We start from the raw sequence: 20,807 nt of genomic DNA, 5'->3' as shown, positions 1-20,807 counted from the left end.
GGCGGCTCATGCCGACATGGCCGCACGGACCTCCTCGACGACCTGCGCGGCCGCCTCGTGGAGCCTGCCCGGGCCCTGCTGGAGCACCGTGCGGGAGGTGCTCGCGAGCACCTGGCCGCAGGCCCGCCCGAAGACCTGCGCCAGCTCGGCCGCGCCCGCGCCCTGGGCGCCGACGCCCGGCGCGAGCAGCGGGCCGCCGACACCCGCGAGGTCGAGCCCCAGATCCTGGGTGGCGGAGCCGGTCGTCGCGCCGACGACGAGCCCGACCGAACCCAGTCGCTCGCCGGGTGCGGCCGCGTTCTCGGCCCGTGCGCCGTCGGCGATCTGCGCGGCGACCGGGACGCCGTCGTGGCGTGCGTGCTGCACGGCCGCGGCCTCGGGGTTGGAGGTCAGGGCGAGCACGAAGACGCCGCGGCCGGTGCGGCGGGCCAGGTCCAGCGCGGGCCGGAGCGACTCCAGCCCGAGGTAGGGGCTCAGGGTGACGGCGTCCGCGCGCAGGGGTCCGCGGTCCCCCAGGTAGGCCTCGGCGTAGCCGGTCATCGTGGAGCCGATGTCCCCGCGCTTGACGTCCAGGATCGTCAGCGTGCCGGTGTCGCGGGCGGCGGCGAGGACGTCCTCGAGCGCCGCGACACCGGCGGCGCCGTGCCGCTCGAAGAACGCCGACTGCGGCTTGAGCGCCGCCACCCGGCCGCCGAGCTCCTCGACGACGGCGAGGCCGAACCGGCGCAGGCCCTCGGCCTCGTCGTCCAGCCCCCAGGACGCCAGCAGGCTCGGGTGCGGGTCGATGCCTACGCAGACCGGCCCGTGCGCGTCCATGGCGGCCGCCAGCCGGTCGCCGAACGGGGTCACCGGACGTCCACCGCCGTCGCCCCGGCGGCCTCCGCCCGCCGGGCCGCCCGCGCGGAGTCGTGGTCCTGCAGGCTCTGCACGCCGAACTGCCCGTTGCCCAGCGCCTCGATGGCCTGGACGGCGGCGCCGAACTCCTGGACGGTGGTGACGATCGGGCGGTCCGCAGCCGTCGTCGCGGCGCGGATCTCGTAGCCGTCCGCGCGGGCGCCCTGGCCGTTGGGGGTGTTGACGACCATGTCGACGCTGCGCTCGGAGATGAGGTCGATGATGGTCGGCTCGCCGCCCGGGCCGCGTCCCTGGCTGGCCTTGCGCACCACGGTGGCGCGGACGCCGTAGCGGCGCAGCACCCCGGCGGTGCCAGCCGTCGCCAGGATCTCGAATCCCAGCTCGACGAGTCGGGTGACCGGGAAGATGATCGAGCGCTTGTCGCGGTCGGCGACCGAGACGAAAACCCGTCCGGTGGTCGGCAGACCGCCGTAGGCGGCGGCCTGGGACTTCGCGAACGCCGTCGGGAAGTCCGCGTCGAAGCCCATCACCTCGCCGGTGGAGCGCATCTCCGGGCCGAGCAGCGTGTCGACGATCGAGCCGCCCGGCGTGGCGAACCGTCGGAACGGCAGGACCGCCTCCTTGACCGCCAGCGGGTCGTCGAGGTCGACGACGCCGCCGTCCTGCTCGGGCAGCAGGCCCTGCGCACGCAGGTCGGCGATCGACTCGCCGGCCATGACGCGCGACGCCGCCCGCGCCAGCGGCACACCGGTCGCCTTGGCGACGAACGGCACGGTGCGCGAGGCCCGCGGGTTCGCCTCGATGACGTAGAGGACGTCGGAGACCAGCGCGAACTGGATGTTGAGCAGGCCGCGCACGCCCACCCCAGCGGCGATGGCCTCCGTGGAGCTGCGGATCCGGTCGATCTCCGCGGCCGAGAGGGTGACGGGCGGCAGCACGCAGGCGGAGTCGCCGGAGTGGATCCCCGCCTCCTCGATGTGCTCCATGACGCCGCCGAGGAACAGCTCGGTGCCGTCGTAGACCGCGTCGACGTCGATCTCGATGGCGTCGTCGAGGAACCGGTCGATCAGCAGCGGAGCAACCCGGTGCCCGGCGTCGCCGCCCCTGCCGCCGACCGCGTCGGCCGCTGCGGTGCGCTCGACGTAGTCGCGCAGACCCGGCTCGTCGTAGACGATCTCCATGCCGCGCCCGCCGAGCACGTAGCTCGGACGCACGAGGACGGGGTAGCCGATGTCGCGGGCCACCTGCAGGGCCTCCGGGCCCGTGCTGGCGGTCCCGTAGGCGGGAGCGGGCAGACCGGCGCGGCTGAGGACGGAGCCGAAGGAGCCGCGGTCCTCGGCCAGGTCGATGGACTCCGGAGAGGTACCGAGGATCGGCACACCGGCGTCGGCGAGCCGCTGCGCGAGCGAGAGCGGGGTCTGCCCGCCGAGCTGGACGATCATGCCGGCGACCGGACCGGCCGCGACCTCGGCGTGGTAGACCTCGAGGACGTCCTCGAAGGTGAGCGGCTCGAAGTACAGCCGGTCCGAGATGTCGTAGTCCGTGGAGACCGTCTCGGGGTTGCAGTTGACCATGACGGTCTCGTACCGGTGCGCCAGCGCGAGCGTCGCGTGCACGCACGAGTAGTCGAACTCAATGCCCTGGCCGATGCGGTTCGGCCCGGAGCCGAGGATGATCACGGCCTCTTTCTCGCGGGGGCGCACCTCGGTCTCGGTGTCGTACGACGAGTAGTGGTAAGGCGTGCGGGCCTCGAACTCGGCGGCGCAGGTGTCGACCGTCTTGTAGACGGGGCGCAGTCCGTAGGCGTGGCGGACCTCCCGCACGGTCGCCTCCCCCAGGCCGCGCAGGTCCCCGATCTGGGTGTCGGAGAAGCCGTGCCGCTTCGCGAGGCGGAGCACGTCCTGGGTCAGGGCGGGGGCGTCGCGGACCTCTGCGGCGATCTCCTCGATGAGCACGATCTGGTCGAGGAACCACGGGTCGATACCGGTGGCGGTGTGCAGGTCCTCGACGCTCGCCCCGCCGCGCAGCGCCTGCTGGACGTCGATCAGGCGGGACTCGGTCGGGGTGCGCACGGAGTCGACGAGAGCGGCGGTCGCGGCTGTGTCCTCGATGTCCGGCACCGGCGTGTCCCAGTGGAAGGTGCTGCCGCGCTTGTCGATCGAGCGCATGGCCTTCTGCAGGGCCTCGGTGAAGTTCCGGCCCAGCGCCATCGCCTCGCCCACCGACTTCATGGTGGTGGTCAGCGTCGCGTCCGCGGCCGGGAACTTCTCGAACGCGAACCGCGGGACCTTGACGACGACGTAGTCCAGCGTCGGCTCGAAGCTCGCGGGGGTGGAGCCGGTGATGTCGTTGGGGATCTCGTCGAGGGTGTACCCGATGGCGAGGCGGGCCGCGATCTTGGCGATGGGAAAGCCGGTCGCCTTCGACGCCAGCGCCGAGGAGCGCGAGACCCGCGGGTTCATCTCGATGACGACCACCCGTCCCGTGCTCGGCTCCACCGCGAACTGGACGTTGCAACCGCCGGTGTCGACCCCGACCTCGCGGATGACCGCGATGCCGACGTCGCGCATCTTCTGGTACTCCCGGTCGGTCAGGGTCAGTGCGGGCGCGACCGTGACGGAATCCCCGGTGTGCACGCCGACCGGGTCGACGTTCTCGATCGAGCACACCACCACGACGTTGTCCGCCTTGTCCCGCATGAGCTCGAGCTCGTACTCCTTCCACCCGAGGATCGACTCCTCCAGGAGCACCTCGGTGGTCGGCGAGTGGTGCAGCCCGGCGCCCGCGATGCGGTCGAGGTCCTCCGGCGTGTGCGCCATCCCGGACCCGAGCCCGCCCATGGTGAAGGACGGCCGGACCACGAGGGGGTAGCCGAGGTCGGCCGCGATGTCGTGGCACTCCGCGAGCGAGTGCGCGATCGCGGAACGGGCGCTCTCGGCGCCGCACCGTTCGACGACGCCCTTGAAGGCTTCCCGGTCCTCGGCGAGGTTGATCGCGTCGATGGAGGCCCCGATGAGCTCGACGCCGTACTCCTCGAGGACGCCGGCCTGGGCCAGGGCGATGGCGGTGTTCAGCGCCGTCTGACCGCCCAGGGTCGGCAGCAGCGCGTCGGGGCGCTCCTTGGCGATGATCGAGGTGACCACCTCGGGCGTGATCGGCTCGACGTACGTGGCGTCCGCCATCTCCGGGTCGGTCATGATCGTCGCCGGGTTGGAGTTGACGAGGATGACGCGCATGCCCTCCTCGCGGAGCACGCGCACGGCCTGGGTGCCCGAATAGTCGAACTCGGCGGCCTGGCCGATGACGATCGGCCCGGAGCCGATCACCATGACGCTGGAGATGTCGTTGCGCCGTGGCATCAGCCGGCCTCGCTCTCGTTCTGGGTCTGCGTGCTCGTGTCGTGAGTGCCGCTGTCGTCGGTGGCGGCGCTGCCTGTGCTGCGGCGCCCGCGCATGACGCGCACGAACCGGTCGAAGAGGTGCTCGGCGTCGTGCGGACCGGCCGCGGCCTCGGGGTGGTACTGGACCGAGAAGGCAGGGATCTCGAGGGCCTGCAGCCCTTCCACGACCTGGTCGTTCAGACCGACGTGGGAGACCTCGACGCGGCCGTACCGTCCGCCGTCGTACGGAGCGACGGAGGCCTCACCGATGGGGGCGTCGACGGCGAAGCCGTGATTGTGCGCCGTGATCTCCACGCGGCCGGTCTCCTTGTCGAGCACCGGCTGGTTGACGCCGCGGTGGCCGAACTCGAGCTTGTACGTCCCGTAGCCCAGGGCCCGGCCGAGCAGCTGGTTGCCGAAGCAGATTCCGAAGAACGGCACGCCCTCGTCGAGGATGCCGCGCAGCAGGTCGACCTCGTGGGTGGCGGCCTCGGGGTCGCCAGGGCCGTTGGAGTAGAAGACGCCGTCCGGGTTCAGTGCGAGCACGTCCGCCAAGGTGGAGGACTGCGGGAGGACGTGGACCCGGACGCCTCGGGCGGCAAGCTGCTGGGGTGTGCGGGACTTGATGCCCAGATCGACCGCAGCCACGGTGGCGACCGGTTCCTGGCCCGCGTGCTCCCCCGTCGGCTCGACCACGTACGCCTCCGCCGTGCTCACCTCGCGAGCCAGGTCGGCGCCCAGCATCGGCGGCGACTCCCGCACGACGTCGAGGAGGACCTCGACGGCCTGGTCGCTCAGGTGCTCGGCGCCTGCGGGCAGAGCGGTCCCCGAGAAGATCCCGGCGCGCATGACGCCCCGGTCGCGCAGGTGCCGGGTGAGCGCGCGGGTGTCGACGTCGCAGATCCCGACGACGCCCTGCTCGGCCAGCTCGTCCTCGAGCTCGCGCTTCGAGCGCCAGCTGGACGCCCGCCGGGCGGGGTCTCGGACGACGTAGCCGGCCACCCATATCCGGCCGGACTCCGGGTCCTCGTCGTTGACGCCGGTGTTGCCCACGTGCGGCGCCGTCATGACGACGATCTGCCGGTGGTACGAGGGATCGGTGAGGGTCTCCTGATAGCCGGTCATCCCGGTGGAGAAGACGATCTCCCCCACCGTGCGGCCCAGGGCCGCGTAGGCGTTGCCGCGCAGGACGGTGCCGTCCTCGAGGACGAGGAGGGCCGGCTCTCGGCGGGCGCCGCGGGGGGCGCGAGCGAGCTCGGCGCTGGAGCGGGTGCGGGTGTTCATGAGATTGCCTCCTCGAGCGCCACCGGGGCGCCATCGAGCACGGTGGCACGTCCGCGCAGGAACGTGGCCACGACCTGGCCGGGCAGCTCGGTGCCGGCGAAGGGGGTGTTGCGGCTGCGGGTGACCTGTGCGGCCGGCGTGACGACGCGGCGGACCGCCGGGTCGACCAGGGTGATGTTGGCCGGCTCCCCGACCGCCAGCGCTCGGCCCTGGCCCGTGAGCCGGCCGATGCGTGCCGGGGTGGTGGAGAGCACCCGGGCGACGTCCCCCCAGCCGAGCCGTCCGGTCTCGACCATGGTGGCGATGACGACCGGGAGCGCCGTCTCCAGACCGGTCATCCCGAAGGCGCCGGCGGGCCACTCGCAGTCCTTGTCCTCGACGGCGTGCGGGGCGTGGTCCGTGGCGACGATGTCGATGGTGCCGTCGGCGAGCCCGGCCCGCACCGCCTCGACGTCCTCGGCCGTGCGCAGCGGCGGGTTGACCTTGTACCGCGGGTCGTAGCTGCGGGCCTGCTCGTCGGTCAGGAGCAGGTGGTGCGGCGTGACCTCGGCGGTCACGTCGATGCCCCGGGACTTCGCCCACCGCACGATGTCGACGCTGCCGGCGGTCGACAGGTGGCACACGTGCAGCCTCGACCCGACGTGCTCGGCGAGCAGGACGTCGCGGGCGATGATCGACTCCTCCGCGACGGCGGGCCACCCGGTCAGCCCGAGCTCGGCGGAGACCGCGCCCTCGTGCATCTGGGCGCCGGCCGTCAGCCGCGGCTCCTGCGCGTGCTGGGCGACCACGCCGTCGAGCGCCTTGACGTACTCCAGGGCGCGGCGCATGAGCACCGGGTCGTCGACGCAGCGTCCGTCGTCGGAGAAGACGCGGACGCGGGCGGTCGAGGAGGCCATCGCGCCGAGCTCGGCGAGCTGCTCGCCGCGCAGACCCACGGACACGGCGCCGACCGGGTGCACGTCCACGTAACCGGCCCGGGCGCCGAGCCTGTGTACCTGCTCGACCACGCCCGCGGTGTCGGCGACCGGCGTGGTGTTGGCCATGGCGTGCACGGCGGTGAATCCGCCGGCCGCGGCGGCCCGGGTACCGGTCCGGACCGTCTCGGTGTCCTCGCGTCCCGGCTCGCGCAGGTGCGTGTGCAGGTCGACGAGCCCAGGCAGGGCCACGAGACCGTCGCCGTCCAGCGCGGTCGTCGCGGACACGGCGTCGGCAGCCTCCGCGGCCTGCGAACCGGTCGCGACGATGACGCCGTCACGCAGGAGGAGGTCGGTGGGGTCGCCGCCGAGCGGGCGGACACCTCGCAGCAGGCGTTCCTGGGTCATGAGTCCCGTTCCGTAGTGGTGGCAGCTTGGGGTGCGGTCTCGGCGCCGCCGTCCGGTTCACCCGCGAGGAGCTGGTACAGCACCGCCATGCGCACGGCGACGCCGTTGGAGACCTGCTGGACGATGGTCGAGCGGGGCGAGTCGGCGGCGTCGGCGCTGATCTCCAGCCCGCGGTTCATCGGCCCCGGGTGCATGATCACCGTCCGCTCCGGCAGCGCGGCGAGCCGGGCGACGTCCAGCCCGTACCGCCGGTGGTACTCGTGCGGGGAGGGGAAGAAGCCGCCGGCACTGGTCATCCGCTCACGCTGGACCCGCAGCATCATCACGGCGTCCGGGTCCGCCTCGGCCAGTGCCGCGTCGAGGTCGTAGCGAACCGCGCAGGGCCACGGCGCCATCCCGACCGGCAGCAGCGTGGGCGGTGCGACGACCGTGACGCGGGCACCGAGCGTGTGCAGCAGCTGCACGTCCGAGCGCGCCACACGGGAATGCAGCACGTCGCCCACGATCACCACGGAGGCGCCCCCCAGGTCCGTGCCCTCCGGCGCCGGGGCGTCGGTCCCGGTGGTCAGGTGGCGGCGCAGGGTGAAGGCGTCCAGCAGGGCTTGCGTCGGGTGCTGGTGCGTGCCGTCCCCCGCGTTGAGCACGGGCACGTCGATCCACCCGGAGTGCGCGAGGCGGTGCGGCGCGCCGGAGTCGTGGTGGCGGATGACGACGGCGTCGATGCCCATCGCCTCCAGCGTCAGTGCCGTGTCCTTGAGCGACTCGCCCTTGGACACCGAGGACCCCTTGGCGGAGAAGTTGATGACGTCGGCGCTCAACCGCTTGGCGGCCGCCTCGAAGGAGATCCGGGTGCGGGTGGAGTCCTCGAAGAACAGGTTGACGACCGTGCGGCCGCGCAGCGTGGGCAGCTTCTTGATGGTGCGGCGCTGGGTGCTGGCCATGGCCTCGGCGTCGTCGAGGATGCGGACGGTGTCGTCGCGGCCGAGCTCTGCGGCGGAGAGCAGGTGTCTCATCGCGCCTCCTCCACCGAGATGGTGACCGAGTCCGGTACGTCGTCGGTCTCGACGAGACGGACGTCGACGCGCTCGGTGCGGGAGGTGGGGAGGTTCTTGCCGACGAAGTCCGCGCGGATGGGGAGCTCGCGGTGGCCGCGGTCGACGAGGACGGCGAGCTGGACGGCGGCGGGGCGGCCGAGGTCGCTCAGGGCGTCGAGGGCGGCCCGGATGGTGCGGCCGGAGTAGAGCACGTCGTCGACGAGCACCACCACGCGGCCGTCGATCCCGGCACCCGGAAGCTCGGTGCGCCCGAGCGTTCGTGTCGGTTGGCCGCGCAGGTCGTCCCGGTACATGGTGATGTCGAGGACGCCGACGGGTACGTCGGCACCCTCGGCCTGCGCGATGCGCCGGCCGAGCCGGGCGGAGAGCGGGGCGCCGCGGGTCGGGATGCCGAGCAGCGTGACGGCGTCGCTGCCGTGGTTGCGTTCGACGATCTCGTGGGCGATGCGGGTGAGCGAACGCGAGACGTCCGACTCGGTGAGCACCTCGCGGGAGGCGGGTGCGCCTCCGGACGCCGGCGTCGCGGGCCCGGGCGTACCGGTTCTGGGTGTGCTGGCCACTTCGGACCTCCTTCCCCGCCTCACCGGACGGGCCTTAAAGGATGTCGGTCCCTGTGATGCTATCGCCCGGCCACCGGGCCGGGCCGCACGTCTCGAGAGGTGATCGTCACAGCGCCGGGACGGGTCTCACAGCGTCGGCTTGAGCTCGAGCAGCCGGCCGAGCACGCCGTTGACGAAACCGGGTGAGTCGTCCGTGGACAGCTCCTGGGCCAGGTGGACCGCCTCGTCGACGGCGACCGCGTCCGGCACGTCGTCGTTGTGCAGCAGCTCCCAGGCACCGAGCCGGAGGATGCACCGGTCGACGGTCGGCATGCGGTCGAGCGTCCAGCCCTGCGAGTAGGTGCTGAGCAGCTCGTCGATCTGCTCGCGGTGCGCGGCCACACCCTCGACGAGCTCGCTGGCGTAGGCCGGGAAGGGTCCCTGCGCCACGGTGACGTCGCGGCGCTGCTGGAGCAGGAGGAGCAGATCCTCGCGGTTCGAGATGCCCTTGTGGTCGGCCTCGAAGAGGACGTCCAGGGCCCGCCGGCGTGCCTTGGTGCGTGCGGCCATCCGTCAGTCGTTGACTCGGCCGAGGTAGGCCCCGGACCGGGTGTCGACCTTGACCTTGGTGCCGGGCTCGACGAACAGCGGGACCTGGATCTCGGCGCCGGTGGACAGGGTGGCCGGCTTGTTGCCGGCGGAGGAACGGTCGCCCTGCAGGCCCGGCTCGGTGTAAGTGATCTCCAGGACCACCGAGGGCGGCAGGTCGACGTAGAGGACCTGGCCCTCGTGCATGGCGACGATGACGTCCTGGTTCTCCAGCATGAAACGGGCGGCGTCGCCCACGGTCGCCTCCGGGACGAGTACCTGGTCGAAGGTCTCGGAGTCCATGAAGACGAAATCCGTGCCGTCCTTGTACAGGTACTGCATGTCGCGACGGTCGACCGTCGCGGTGTCCACCTTCGTGCCGGCGTTGAACGTCTTGTCGACGGTCTTGCCGGACAGCACGTTCTTGATCTTGGTGCGGACGAACGCCGGTCCCTTGCCGGGCTTGACGTGCTGGAACTCCACGACGGACCACAGCTGTCCCTCGAGGTTGAGCACCATCCCGTTCTTGAGGTCGTTCGTCGAAGCCATGCGTGCGCCGTCCTAGCCTTCTCGTGGGGTGACATGAGCGCTGTCGCCGGGCGGGTGTCCGCGACGTGCCGGTCGGAGCGCGGCGGTCAGGATACCGCGCTGACGACCAGGGTGGCGGTGACTCCCAGCACGGCGGCCCACACGTAGCTGGCCAGGGTGCCGATGATGAAGCGCTCCGCCGCGGGACTGCGGTGGTCGGGATGGGTCTCGCGCAGCTCGGGGTAGCGGCCCAGGCCCTTGATCGCCAGGACGACGGCGACGGCCTCCGGGAATCCGGCGAGGACCGATCCCGTGATCGCGAACCGCTCGAGCATGCCGATCCACGCGCCTCCCCGCAGCACGCCGGCCGGCGGCTCACGCTCGTCGTCGCGCTGGACGCGCCGTAGCACGGCCGTGACGAGGACGCTCCCGAGCGGGACGGACAGCGCCAGCGCCGCGACGACGACGGCAGCGACGAGCCACCCCGCCATGACGGAACTCACCCCTGAACCCCCTTCGCGCCGGCGCGTCGCAGGAGCGCCGCGGCCACCGGGCGTGCCCGGCGCTCCTCGTCCAGCATGGCCGACCGTACGCGCTGGCTGACGGCCTGCTCGGAGATCCTCAGCGTGGCGGCGACGTCCTTCTGCCGGGTGTCCGGGCCGAGCAGGTCGGCGACCTCCCAGCCGGCGGCGGACCGCCGTCGCACGACGGCGGCCAGCAGCTGCACGACGGCGGTGGCGTCCTCCGCCGCGTCCGGGTCGTCGCCGGCGACGACCAGCGGGACCGGCTCGCCGCGCCCGCGGGCCCGTTCGACGGCGGCCCGGGCGTGCACGAAGGCAGGCCCGGAGCTGGCCCGGGAGCTCGCACCGAGCGGATCGTGGACCGCTCCGGCACCGATGCCGACCGCCCAGTCCTGCGTGCGGCACAGGCGCAGCGCGAGGTCCAGCACGGTCTCGGACGCGGTCAGGACGATCTGCACCTCGTCCCCGACCGTGCGTTCGACGGGCAGGGCGATGTCGGGCGCGTGCTCGTCGCCCCAGCCGCGAAGATCGGCGATCAGCTGGTCGACGCGGTCCCCGCGCTTCTTGCTGGCGTGCTGGTCCGCCGTCACCACGAACATCATCTCGTAAAGGCTAGCGCCTTGATCACGCCTGATCAAGCCTTGTGACTTGACAGGCCCGGATCAAGGAGGGCGAGCACGGCGTCCACGACCTCGTCGACGTCCCGCTCGGAGGTGTCCACCGTGTGGGTGGCCACCGCGGTGTAACCCGGGCGGCGCTCCCGGGCCATCGCGGCGAACTGACCGCGGGCGCTGCCGAGCGCGACGGAGCGGGGGGCGTTGAGCCCGACGCGCGGCACGCCCGCGGAGAGCGAGACGTCGAGGAAGACCACGACCGTCCCCGCCGCGGTGCAGCGCTCGAGGTCGGCGGTCGCCGCCGGCACGGCTCCGCTGCCGAGCGCGACGACTTCCCCGGCACCCGCGCCTGCTCCGCTCGCCAGCACACCTGCGACCGCCTCGGCCTCGCGCGCCCGGAACTCCTCCTCGCCCAGGTCGACGATGAGCTCCCCGATCGGCACACCCGCCTGCTCGGCCATCAGCTCGTCGGTGTCGACGAAGCCGACGCCGAGGCGTTCGGCCGCCCGCCGCCCGACCGTCGACTTCCCCGCTCCGGGAGGCCCGACGAGGACCAGGACGGGAGCGCGGTCGTGCGCGGCGTCGGCCCCGCTCACAGCGCCGACCCGACCGCGCGGGAGACGGCGCCGTACGCCGCCTGCAGGTGCTCCGGCGCGGGATCGCGCAGCACGGTGGGGTGCGCGACGTCCGTGAGGACGATGAAGCGCAACGCGTTCCCCCGGACCTTCTTGTCGTGGGCCATCGCCTCGGCCAGCTCCTCCCAGGAGGCGCCGGAGTACGCCGTCGGCAGCCCGACGGCCTCCAGCACACGGCGGTGCCGGGTCACCAGTGCGGCGTCCAGCAGGCCGGCCGCGTGGGCCAGCTCGGCCACGAAGACCATCCCGACGGCGACCGCGTCACCGTGCCGCCACCGGTAGCCCTCGACGCGCTCGACGGCGTGGGCGAAGGTGTGGCCGTAGTTGAGGATCTCCCGCAGCCCGGCCTCGTGCAGGTCCTCGCCGACCACCCGGGCCTTGACCGCCACGGCGAGTTCGACGAGCCGGCGCAGGACCGGTGCGGACGCGTCGGTGGCGGCCCGGCCGTCGTCGGCCTCGACGAGGTGGAGGATCTCTTCCTCGGCGATGAAGCCGCACTTGACCACCTCGGCCAGGCCGGCCCGCAGGTCCGGCGCGGGCAGGGTCGTGAGGGTGTCGAGGTCGCAGACGACGGCGGACGGCGGGTGGAAGGAGCCCACGAGGTTCTTGCCGGCGGCGGTGTTGATGCCGGTCTTGCCGCCCACGGCGGCGTCGACCATGCCGAGCAGCGTCGTCGGGACGTTGACGAGCCGGACGCCGCGCAGCCAGCTGGCCGCGACGAACCCGGCGACGTCGGTGGTGGCCCCCCCGCCGACGGCCACCACGACGTCCTCACGGCCGAACCGCTCCGTGCCCAGGTGGTCCCAGCAGGCGGCGGCGGCGTCAAGCGCCTTGGCGTCCTCGGCGTCGGGGAGCTCGTGGAGCACGGCGCCGACGCCCGCCCCCTCCAGGACGGCGGCGACGCGGCGGGCCCGCTGCGCCGTCGCCGGGGCGTGCGCCACGAAGGCGCGGGGGGCCAGGGCTGCGGGGCCCGCGCCGGTCACCGCGCGGACGACCTCGTGGTCCAGGCCGTTGCCCACCACGACGTCGTAGCCGTCGGCCCCGCCCACCGGGATGCGCGTCGGCAGGAGCCGGACGATCTCCTCGGCGACGTCGCGGGTGGAACGGCCGGTCGTGTCGACCACGGTGGTGGCCACCTCCGCGTACACCGGCGCCCGCTCCTCCCGCAGGCGCGCCAGGCGCCCGGCCGGGTCGCCCACCAGGAGCGGACGTTCGGCGGAGCCCCGGAGCCGGTCCAGCGCGTCGTCGACGCCCACCTCGAGCAGCACGACGGGGTGCGCGGCGAGCGCGGCGCGCGTGCGCGGGTCGAGCACGGCTCCCCCGCCCAGGGCGAGGACGCCGTCGTGCTCGGCCAGCGTGCGGGTCACCACGTCGTGCTCCAGCGCACGGAAGCTGGCCTCGCCGTGGTGACGGAAGTAGTCCGGGACGGTCGTCCCGGCGGACTCTTCCAGCGCCGTGTCGGTGTCCAGGAAGTCCACGCCCAGGGCGCGGGCGACGCGGCGGCCGACGGTGGACTTCCCGGCGCCCGGGAGACCGACGAGGACGGCCCGGGGTCCCGAGCGGCTCACCGCATCTCCTCGGGGAAGGTGTCGAGGTAGCCGCGCAGGTTGCGTGTGCACTCCTCGAGGGAGTCGCCGCCGACCTTTTCGAGCAGCGCCTGGGCGAGCACCAGCGCGACCATCGCCTCGGCGACGACGGCCGCCGGGGGGACGGCGCAGACGTCCGAGCGCTGGTGGATGGCCGTGGCGGCCTCCCCGGTGCTGACGTCGATCGTGGCCAGGGCCCGCGGGACCGTCGAGATGGGTTTCATCGCGGCCCGGACCCGGACCGGTTCGCCGTTGCTCATCCCGCCCTCGGTGCCGCCGGCCCGGTTCGTCGCGCGGGTCAACCGGCCGTCGGTGCGGACGATCTCGTCGTGGGCCGCGGACCCACGGCGGCCGGCCGTGCGGAAACCGTCGCCCATCTCGACGCCCTTGACGGCCTGGACCGACATGACCGCGGCCGCGAGGCGGCCGTCCAGGCGCCGGTCGCCCGAGACGTAGGAGCCGAGCCCGGGCGGGACCCCGTAGGCGAGCACCTCGACGACGCCGCCGATCGTGTCCCCGTCCTGCTGGCAGGCGTCGATCTCGGCCACCATCGCCGCGGAGGTCTCCGGGTGGAAGCAGCGCACCGGGTCCTGGTCCAGGGCGGCGACGTCGTCGGGCCCGGGCGCGGGCGCGTCCTCGGGGACGCCGACCGGGCCGATCGCGACGACGTGCGAGACGAGCCGGACGCCCGCCACCTGCTCGAGCAGCTGGGCGGCCACCGTGCCCAGCGCCACCCGGGTGGCGGTCTCCCGGGCGCTGGCGCGCTCGAGGACGGGACGCGCGTCGCTCAGCCCGTACTTCTGCATCCCGACCAGGTCGGCGTGCCCGGGCCGGGGGCGAGTCAGCGACCGGTTCCGGGCGACCTCGCGTTCGTCGCCGGTGCCGGCGTCGACGAGCAGCGACTCGGGCGCGACCGGGTCCGCCGACATGACGGTCTCCCACTTGGGCCACTCCGAGTTCCCGATCTCGATCGCGACCGGCCCGCCCATCGTGACGCCGTGCCGGACGCCCGCGAGGATGCGGATCTCGTCCTGCTCGAACTTCATTCGGGCGCCGCGCCCGTGTCCGAGTCGCCGGCGGGCCAGAGCCTCACGCACGACGCCGGAGGTCACCTCCACGCCGGCCGGGAGACCTTCGAGCACGCCCACCAGCGCCTGGCCGTGGGACTCCCCTGCCGTGGTCCATCTGAGCATGGCCCGATCCTGCCACGGGGCCCGGACCGCTCGCCGACGCGTCCACCGTCAGCCGAGCACGCCGCCCGTCGCCGCGGTCACCACGGCCGTTCCCACCACCATCCAGGGTCCGAGGGCGACGTGGGAGCGCAGGTCGGCGCGACGGGTGGCGAGGAGCACCAGGGCGAAGACCCCGGCGAGGACGAACGTGACCACCGGTCCGGCGAGGACGGCGGGCCAGCCGAACCAGCCCAGCCAGGTGCCCAGCGCACCGGACAGCTTGACGTCGCCGAGCCCGAGGCCGCCCATCTTGATCAGACCCAGCAGGAGGTACCCGAGCAACGAGCAGGCCCCCAGCCCCAGCGCCCACCAGGCACGGGAGGGCTCGGGCAGCCACCCCGCGAGGGCGCCGAGCGCCAGCGGCACCACCACGACGGCGTACGCGAGAGCCACCAACCTGTCCGGCAGGCGGTGGTGACGGGCGTCGACGACGGCGAGCAACACACCGACGCCGGCGAGTCCCGTCCCGGCGACCACGACGGGCCAGGGCCGGCCGGCCAGCGCGACGAGCCCGACGACGGCGGCGGCGCCGGCCACGCCAAGGACACCGGCTCCCACCCGCAGCGGTGCACGGGTCGGCTGCTCGAGCCGGCTGGTCGGCCGGTCACGAATCACGCTCTGCTGCTCGTCACGCTCAGCACCGGCGGCGAGTCGGGCACCTCGGCTCCGGCGGCGCGTGCCGCGAGCTCGGCGACCAGCGCTGCCCGCATCACCTCGACGTCGGGCTTCCGGCCGGTGAAGAGCTGGACCTGTGCGACCGCCTGGTGCAGGAGCATCACCCAGCCCGGCGCGACCGTGCCGCCCGCGGACTCCCAGACGCGGGCGAGCGGCGTGGGCCAGGGGTCGTAGACGACGTCGAGCAGCACCGAACCGGCCAGCGCGGCGCCGTCGAGCCGGTCCGCCAGGGCGGCGGCGAGCTCGTCGGCGGCGCCGGCGGGCACGGTCGAGACCACCACGTCCGGTGCCCCCGCCCGGAGCAGGGCATCGGCACCGGCCTCCGGCGAGCTCCAGGCGCGGTGCGCGGCCGCCACCCCCATCCGGTGCGCCGCCAGCAGGGCGTTGCCCGGTCCGGAGACGTTGCGGGCGATCAGGGTCGTCGACGCCAGCCCCAGCTCGCCGAGCGCCGCCAGGGTGGAGGACGCCGTCGCCCGCGCTCCCAGGACGGCGGCCGAGCGCGGACGCCAGTCGACGTGCCCGGCGGCTCGGGCGGTCTCCCGCAGGGCCGCGACGATCCCGGCGACGTCGGTGTTGAAACCCACCAACGGGCCGGCGGTTCCGGCACGACCGGGCTGCACGACGAGCGTGTTGACGGCGCCGGTGACCTCCGCGAGCGGGTCGACGACGTCGAGCAGCGGCAGGACGGCCTGCTTGAGCGGCATGGTCAGCGACAGCCCGGCCCAGCTGGCGTCGAGTCCTGCCACGGCGTCCGGCAGCTGCTCGGCGGTCACGTCCTGGAGACCGTAGGCCCACCCTTCGAGCTCGAGCCGGTCGTAGGCCGCCCGGTGCAGCACCGGTGAGAGGGAGTGGCGCACGGGGTGGCCCAGCACGGCGGCTCGCCGCCGTGCCTGCCGCACGTCCTGACCGACCATCGCCATCAGTCCCCCTGCGGGTTCTCCTCGAGCCACTGCCGCAGCTGCTCGACGTTGGCGTTGTGCTCCTCGAGGGTGGAGGCGAACAGCGTCTCGCCGGTGTTGAGGTTGACGGTGACGAAGTACAGCCAGTCACCCTGCGGCGGGTCGAGCGTGGCTTCGATGACTTCGGTACCGGGCGAGCCGATCGGCGTCGGCGGCAGGCCGGCGTGCTCGTAGGTGTTGTACGGGTTCGACTCGTCGTTCGTCTGCTCGGTCGAGGGGATGCCGCCGACCTCACCGGCGCCGTACAGCACGGTGGAGTCCATCTCCAGCTGACCGCCGGTCTCGCCGTTGAGGTCGTCGAGCCGGTTGTAGACGACCCTGGCGACCCTGCCGTAGTACTGCGGCTGGTTGACCTCGCGCTCGACGATCGAGGCGACCGTGAGGATCTCTTGGCGCTCGTTCTGCGGCACGTCGAGCCCGTCGAGCCGTGCGACGGTCTGGTCGACCATCGTCGCGAGCATCTCGGTCGCGTCGTCGTCCGGCTCGAAGGAGTAGGTCGCCGGGGCGTACCAACCTTCCGGTTCACCCTCGGCCGCGTCGGGCAGCCCGATGGCCTCGGTGTCCTGCGCGGCGGCCTCGACATCCTCGAGCGGTATGTCGGCGACGTTGGCGATGCGCTCGTACACCTGCCAGGTGGTGAAGCCCTCCGGCACCGTGACGGTCACCTCGGCCCGGTTGGCCGGGTCGAGCAGGGCCGCGACGGCGTCCGAGGCGGCCATCTCCAGGCGCAGGTTGTACGTCCCGGGCTGGATCAGGGAGGCGTTGGCGTTGTCGGAGAACGCGTCGACGAACGCGCCCTGGGTCATGACCACGCCCTCCTCCTCGAGGATGGCGCCGATGTCGCTGCCGGTGGATCCCTCCGGAATCTGCACCTGCACCTCGCCGTGCCCAGGACCCGGGTAGTCGGTCTCGATGCCCGAGCCGTCCGCCAGCATCTCCCGCACCTGCGGGAACGCCCAGAAGAAGCCGAAGCCGACGACCGCGGCGATGGCGATCGTCAGCACGACGAAGGTGCGTACGCGGCGCCGCCGGCGGGCTCGCCGGTACTCGCGCCGGTTCGAGCGGCGACCGGAGGTCGGCTGGGTCTCGGCGGGTGAGGTCTGTGCCTCGAAGAGATCGTTCACGTCGTCTCAGTCCCTCGGACGGTCTCGCCGGCGGGGTTCCCGGTGCGCCGCTCGATCTCGAGCGCCTGCTCGAGGATCATGACCGCGGCCACCTGGTCGACCACCTGGCGGTGCTTCCGGCCGCTGCGGCCGGACGCGTGGAGCGCTTGGTGGGCGCTGACGGTCGTCAACCGTTCGTCCACGAGTCGCACCGGGACCGGGGCGACCGCGGCGGCGAGCTGGTGGGCGTAGCCGCGTGCGGTGCCGGCGGCGGGGCCGTTGCGGCCGGAGAGGCTGCGGGGCAGTCCCACGAGCACCTCGAGCGCCTCCTGCTCGCGCACGATGTCGGCGATCTCGCGGACGTCGGCACCCGGCCTCGCCCTGTCGCGGGAGACCGTCCGCACGGGGGTGGCCAGGATGCCGTCGGCGTCGCAGCGTGCCACACCCACGCGGACGCTCCCGACGTCGACCCCGATCCGCACGCCGCGCCTCATGCACCCACCAGGCTCGCGACGTCGTCCCGGACGGCGGCCAGCGCCGCGCCGAGCGCGCTCACGTCGGTGCCGCCGCCCTGTGCGAGGTCGTCCTTGCCGCCGCCACCGCCGCCGAGCGTGGTCGCGGCGGTGCGCACGAGCGTGCCGGCCCGCACGCCGGACTCGCGCGCGGACGCGTTGGTGGCGACGACGACGACCGGCCGGTCCTTGGCGACGCCACCGATCGCGACGACCGCCGGATCGGCCTCCCCGAGGCGCGAGCGCACGTCGAGCGCGAGGGTGCGCAGCTCGTCGTTCGAGGCGACCTCTCCGGCGTCGTGGGTGACGACCCGGGTGCGGCCCGCGGTGGTGGCGGAGCACGCGAGCTCTCCCGCCCGCGCGAGCAGCTGGTCCTGGCGGAGCCTGGCGAGCTCCTTCTCGGCGGTCTTCAGCCGGGTCATGAGGCCGTCGATCCGCTCGGGCAGCTCCTCGGGGCGGCCGCCGAGCAGCGAGGTCACCTGGTTCACCAGGGCGTGCTCCTTGGCCTGGTAGCCGTACGCGCCCTGGCCGACGAGGGCGTCGACCCGCCGGATGCCGGAGCCGATGGAGGCCTCGCCGAGCAGCGTGACGCGCCCGAGCGAGCCGGTGGCCGGCACGTGGGTGCCTCCGCACAGCTCCTTGGACCAGTCGCCGCCGATGGAGACGACCCGGACGCGGTCGCCGTACTTCTGGCCGAAGAGGGCCACCGCGCCGGCCGCCAGGGCGTCGTCGCGGTTCATGATGTCGTCGGTGACGTCGAGGTTCTCGGCCAGCCGTTCGTTGACCCGCTCCTCGATCTCGCCGAGCGCTTCCCCGGGCAGCGCGGACCCGTGCCGGAAGTCGAAGCGCATCCGGTTGGGTGCGTTCTCGGAACCGGCCTGCGTCGCCTGCTCGCCGAGCTGTTCGTGCAGGACCTTGTGCACCATGTGGGTGGCGGTGTGCGCCCGGGCGATCGCCTTGCGACGGTCCGTGTCGATGGACGCGACGGCCTGCTCGTCGACGGTGACAGTGCCCTCGGTCAGCCTCCCGCGATGGACGCTCAGGCCCTGGACGGGCGACTGGACGTCGGCCACGTCGACGATGCCGCCGCCGGAGAAGGTGATGCTGCCCTGGTCGGCGAGCTGTCCGCCGGCCTCGGCGTAGAACGGCGTCCGGTCGAGGATGACCTCGACGTCGGCGGGTGCGGTCGCGGCCGCGGCGGGCCGGCCGTCGACGAGCAGGCCGACCAGGCGGGACTCGGCCGTGGCGTCGGTGTAGCCGAGGAACTGGACCGGGCCGTCGAGGCGCTGCTGGAGCTCGGTGTACAGCGAGGTGTCGACGTGGCCCGTCTTCTTCGCGAGGGCGTCGGCGCGGGCGCGCTGGCGCTGCTCGTCCATCAGGGCCCGAAAACCGGACTCGTCGACGCTCACGCCGTGCTCCGAGGCCATCTCGAGACTCAGGTCGATCGGGAACCCGTAGGTGTCGTGCAAGGTGAACGCGTCCTCGCCACCGAGCACCGGTGCCGTCGGTGCCGCCTGCTTGGCCCGGGCCACTGCTCCTTCGAGGATCGTCGTGCCCGCGGTGAGGGTCCGGCTGAAGGCCTCCTCCTCCTCGTAGGCGATCTGCGAGATGCGTGCGAAGTCCGCCTCCAGCTCCGGGTAGGAGGCCTTCATCGCGTCCTTCGAGACCGGCAGCAGCACCGGCAGGCTCGCCTCGTCCACGCCGAGCAGGCGCATGGAGCGCACGGCCCGGCGGATGAGCCGGCGCAGCACGTAGCCGCGGCCGTCGTTGGCCGGTCGGACGCCGTCGGCGATGAGCATGAGGGAGGAGCGCACGTGGTCGGCGACCACGCGCATGCGCACGTCGTCGGGCGCGGTGGAGTTCTGGCCGCGGGCGTAGCGCCGTCCGGAGAGCTCCTCGGCGGCGGCGATCACGGGGAACGTCTCGTCGATCTCGTACATGTTCTCCTGGCCCTGCAGGACGTACGCGAGACGTTCGAGGCCCAGACCGGTGTCGATCGACTTCTGCTCCAGCTCACCGAGCAGGGGGTAGTCCTTGCCGGCGCCCTCGCCACGGAGGAACTGGTCGAAGACCAGGTTGTAGACCTCGAGGTACCGGTCCCCGCCCGGGTCGATGGTCCCGCCCTCGGCGTCGGGGCCGTACTCGGGCCCACGGTCGTAGTGGAACTCGGCGCACGGCCCGGCCGGACCTGGCCGGCCGGTGTCCCAGAAGTTCTCCTCGCGGGGCAGGCGCACGATGTGTCGCGGGTCCACGCCGACGCCGCGCAGGGCCTCCATGGCGTCGTCGTCCTGGTCCCAGACGGTCACCCACAGCCGGTCGCCGTCGAGGCCGTAGCCGCCGCGGTCCTGCTGGCTGGTGAGCAGCTCCCACGCCATGTCGACGGCGCCGGCCTTGAAGTAGTCGCCGAAGGAGAAGTTCCCGCACATCTGGAAGAACGTGCCGTGCCGGGTGGTGTGGCCGACGTTCTCGATGTCGTTGGTGCGGATGCATTTCTGCACGCTGACCGCACGGGGCCACGGGGCCGGCTCGGTCCCGACGATGTACGGGATGAACGGCACCATCCCGGCGATCGTGAAGAGGATCGACGGGTCCGGCGAGACCAGGGAGGTGCTGGGCACGACCTTGTGGTCGCGCTGGGCGAAGAAGTCCAGCCAGCGTGTGCGGATGTCGGCGGTGCGCATGGTTCCTTCAGTGTGCCGGGGAGGGTCCGGGGGATGTCGATCGGTCGGTGGCTCAGTACGGAACGGCGGAGATGTCGTCGTCCGGCTCGTTCGTCGCGTACATGGAGTGCCGTGCGGAGGCGGCGCGCCGGGCGGCGACGGCGGCACGGGCGTCGGTGACGGCGTCGTCGTCCGGCAGCAGAGCCGCACGCAGCTCCGTCTCCCGCTCCCGGTAGGCGGCGGCGAAGTCCCGCGGCAAGCTGCGCAGGCGGTCCAGGAGGGCGCTCATGTGCCCGCGCCCTTCCGCCGCAGGACGCTGCGCACCGCGTAGGAGAAGGCGGACAGCTTGATGAGAGGACCACCGACCGTGGCGGAGACCAGCGTGGTCAGGGCGGACACGTCCTCGGTGACGCGGGTGGCCGAGGTGGTGACGGTGTCCACCTTGGCGAGCTGGCCGTTGGCGGACCGGATCGTCTCCACCGCCTCGTCGATGGCCGGGAGCGTGTGCTCGGTGATGCGGCGAACCGTGCCGCGGGTCTCCTCCAGCACGCTGCCGAGCTTGAGGAGCGGTACGGCCACGAGGACCACGAGGACCACGAACGCCAGCGCGGCGATGAGGCCGGCAAGATCACCGACGGACATGTGAGCTCCTCCCTCGTTGGCCGGCCGGCGGCTGCCGACCAGCGAGAATCTACCCTCCTACGGCTGCGCCACAGGAAACCTACCCTCCTACGGCTGCGCCCCAGGAAACCGGCAGGGC

At 73.1% G+C, this 20,807-nt stretch carries 20 protein-coding genes; all 20 read right to left on the bottom strand.

Annotation, left to right across the window (positions count from 1 at the left end; genetic code table 11):
* Nucleotides 1-6: 6 nt before the first annotated feature.
* Complete coding sequence (pyrF, locus tag ABD907_RS10565; RefSeq protein ID WP_345216221.1) at nucleotides 7-849, bottom strand: orotidine-5'-phosphate decarboxylase; 843 nt, start codon at nucleotides 847-849, stop codon at nucleotides 7-9.
* On the bottom strand, nucleotides 846-4,214 hold the full coding sequence (carB, locus tag ABD907_RS10560) for a carbamoyl-phosphate synthase large subunit (RefSeq protein WP_345216220.1): 3,369 nt from the start codon (nucleotides 4,212-4,214) through the stop codon (nucleotides 846-848). The genes pyrF and carB overlap by 4 nt, the downstream gene beginning before the upstream one ends.
* Nucleotides 4,214-5,518 carry a glutamine-hydrolyzing carbamoyl-phosphate synthase small subunit gene (gene carA, locus ABD907_RS10555; RefSeq protein WP_345216219.1) on the bottom strand — a complete coding sequence of 435 codons (1,305 nt, stop codon included), beginning with the start codon at nucleotides 5,516-5,518 and terminating at the stop codon, nucleotides 4,214-4,216. Before carA ends, carB begins: the two co-directional genes overlap by 1 nt.
* Complete coding sequence (locus ABD907_RS10550; protein ID WP_345216218.1) at nucleotides 5,515-6,840, bottom strand: dihydroorotase; 1,326 nt, start codon at nucleotides 6,838-6,840, stop codon at nucleotides 5,515-5,517. The genes carA and ABD907_RS10550 overlap by 4 nt, the downstream gene beginning before the upstream one ends.
* On the bottom strand, nucleotides 6,837-7,853 hold the full coding sequence (locus ABD907_RS10545; protein ID WP_345216217.1) for an aspartate carbamoyltransferase catalytic subunit: 1,017 nt from the start codon (nucleotides 7,851-7,853) through the stop codon (nucleotides 6,837-6,839). Before ABD907_RS10545 ends, ABD907_RS10550 begins: the two co-directional genes overlap by 4 nt.
* On the bottom strand, nucleotides 7,850-8,455 hold the full coding sequence (pyrR, locus tag ABD907_RS10540) for a bifunctional pyr operon transcriptional regulator/uracil phosphoribosyltransferase PyrR (protein WP_345216216.1): 606 nt from the start codon (nucleotides 8,453-8,455) through the stop codon (nucleotides 7,850-7,852). Before pyrR ends, ABD907_RS10545 begins: the two co-directional genes overlap by 4 nt.
* A gap of 126 nt (nucleotides 8,456-8,581) precedes the next feature.
* The gene (gene nusB / locus ABD907_RS10535; RefSeq protein ID WP_345216215.1) at nucleotides 8,582-9,004 is read right to left on the bottom strand and encodes a transcription antitermination factor NusB; all 423 of its coding nucleotides are present in this window, start codon (nucleotides 9,002-9,004) and stop codon (nucleotides 8,582-8,584) included.
* A gap of 3 nt (nucleotides 9,005-9,007) precedes the next feature.
* Nucleotides 9,008-9,571 (bottom strand): elongation factor P, encoded by a 564-nt coding sequence (efp, locus tag ABD907_RS10530; RefSeq protein ID WP_345216214.1) that lies wholly within the window; start codon nucleotides 9,569-9,571, stop codon nucleotides 9,008-9,010.
* An 86-nt stretch (nucleotides 9,572-9,657) separates the two neighbouring features.
* On the bottom strand, nucleotides 9,658-10,053 hold the full coding sequence (locus tag ABD907_RS10525; RefSeq protein ID WP_345216213.1) for a hypothetical protein: 396 nt from the start codon (nucleotides 10,051-10,053) through the stop codon (nucleotides 9,658-9,660).
* Complete coding sequence (locus ABD907_RS10520; protein ID WP_345216212.1) at nucleotides 10,050-10,673, bottom strand: hypothetical protein; 624 nt, start codon at nucleotides 10,671-10,673, stop codon at nucleotides 10,050-10,052. Before ABD907_RS10520 ends, ABD907_RS10525 begins: the two co-directional genes overlap by 4 nt.
* Nucleotides 10,674-10,705: 32 nt before the next feature.
* Nucleotides 10,706-11,281, bottom strand: a complete 576-nt coding sequence (locus ABD907_RS10515) for a shikimate kinase (protein WP_345216211.1) — start codon at nucleotides 11,279-11,281, stop codon at nucleotides 10,706-10,708.
* A complete protein-coding gene (aroB, locus tag ABD907_RS10510; protein ID WP_345216210.1) occupies nucleotides 11,278-12,888 on the bottom strand; it encodes a 3-dehydroquinate synthase in 1,611 nt (536 codons plus the stop codon). Before aroB ends, ABD907_RS10515 begins: the two co-directional genes overlap by 4 nt.
* On the bottom strand, nucleotides 12,885-14,099 hold the full coding sequence (gene aroC, locus ABD907_RS10505) for a chorismate synthase (RefSeq protein ID WP_345216209.1): 1,215 nt from the start codon (nucleotides 14,097-14,099) through the stop codon (nucleotides 12,885-12,887). Before aroC ends, aroB begins: the two co-directional genes overlap by 4 nt.
* Nucleotides 14,100-14,147: 48 nt before the next feature.
* Nucleotides 14,148-14,753, bottom strand: a complete 606-nt coding sequence (locus ABD907_RS10500; RefSeq protein ID WP_345216208.1) for a prepilin peptidase — start codon at nucleotides 14,751-14,753, stop codon at nucleotides 14,148-14,150.
* Nucleotides 14,750-15,733 (bottom strand): shikimate dehydrogenase, encoded by a 984-nt coding sequence (locus ABD907_RS10495; protein ID WP_345216207.1) that lies wholly within the window; start codon nucleotides 15,731-15,733, stop codon nucleotides 14,750-14,752. Before ABD907_RS10495 ends, ABD907_RS10500 begins: the two co-directional genes overlap by 4 nt.
* Complete coding sequence (gene mltG / locus ABD907_RS10490) at nucleotides 15,733-16,896, bottom strand: endolytic transglycosylase MltG (protein ID WP_345216206.1); 1,164 nt, start codon at nucleotides 16,894-16,896, stop codon at nucleotides 15,733-15,735. Before mltG ends, ABD907_RS10495 begins: the two co-directional genes overlap by 1 nt.
* Nucleotides 16,893-17,369 (bottom strand): Holliday junction resolvase RuvX, encoded by a 477-nt coding sequence (gene ruvX / locus ABD907_RS10485; protein WP_345216205.1) that lies wholly within the window; start codon nucleotides 17,367-17,369, stop codon nucleotides 16,893-16,895. Before ruvX ends, mltG begins: the two co-directional genes overlap by 4 nt.
* Complete coding sequence (alaS, locus tag ABD907_RS10480) at nucleotides 17,366-20,068, bottom strand: alanine--tRNA ligase (protein ID WP_345216204.1); 2,703 nt, start codon at nucleotides 20,066-20,068, stop codon at nucleotides 17,366-17,368. Before alaS ends, ruvX begins: the two co-directional genes overlap by 4 nt.
* A gap of 52 nt (nucleotides 20,069-20,120) precedes the next feature.
* Nucleotides 20,121-20,336 (bottom strand): hypothetical protein, encoded by a 216-nt coding sequence (locus ABD907_RS10475; protein ID WP_345216203.1) that lies wholly within the window; start codon nucleotides 20,334-20,336, stop codon nucleotides 20,121-20,123.
* A complete protein-coding gene (locus tag ABD907_RS10470) occupies nucleotides 20,333-20,689 on the bottom strand; it encodes a DUF948 domain-containing protein (protein WP_345216202.1) in 357 nt (118 codons plus the stop codon). Before ABD907_RS10470 ends, ABD907_RS10475 begins: the two co-directional genes overlap by 4 nt.
* Between the last annotated feature and the right edge of the window lie 118 nt (nucleotides 20,690-20,807).

The organism is Georgenia halophila (genome assembly GCF_039541595.1).
The sequence above is the reverse complement of the archived record's forward strand: the minus strand, read 5'-3'. Positions and strand labels throughout refer to the sequence as shown.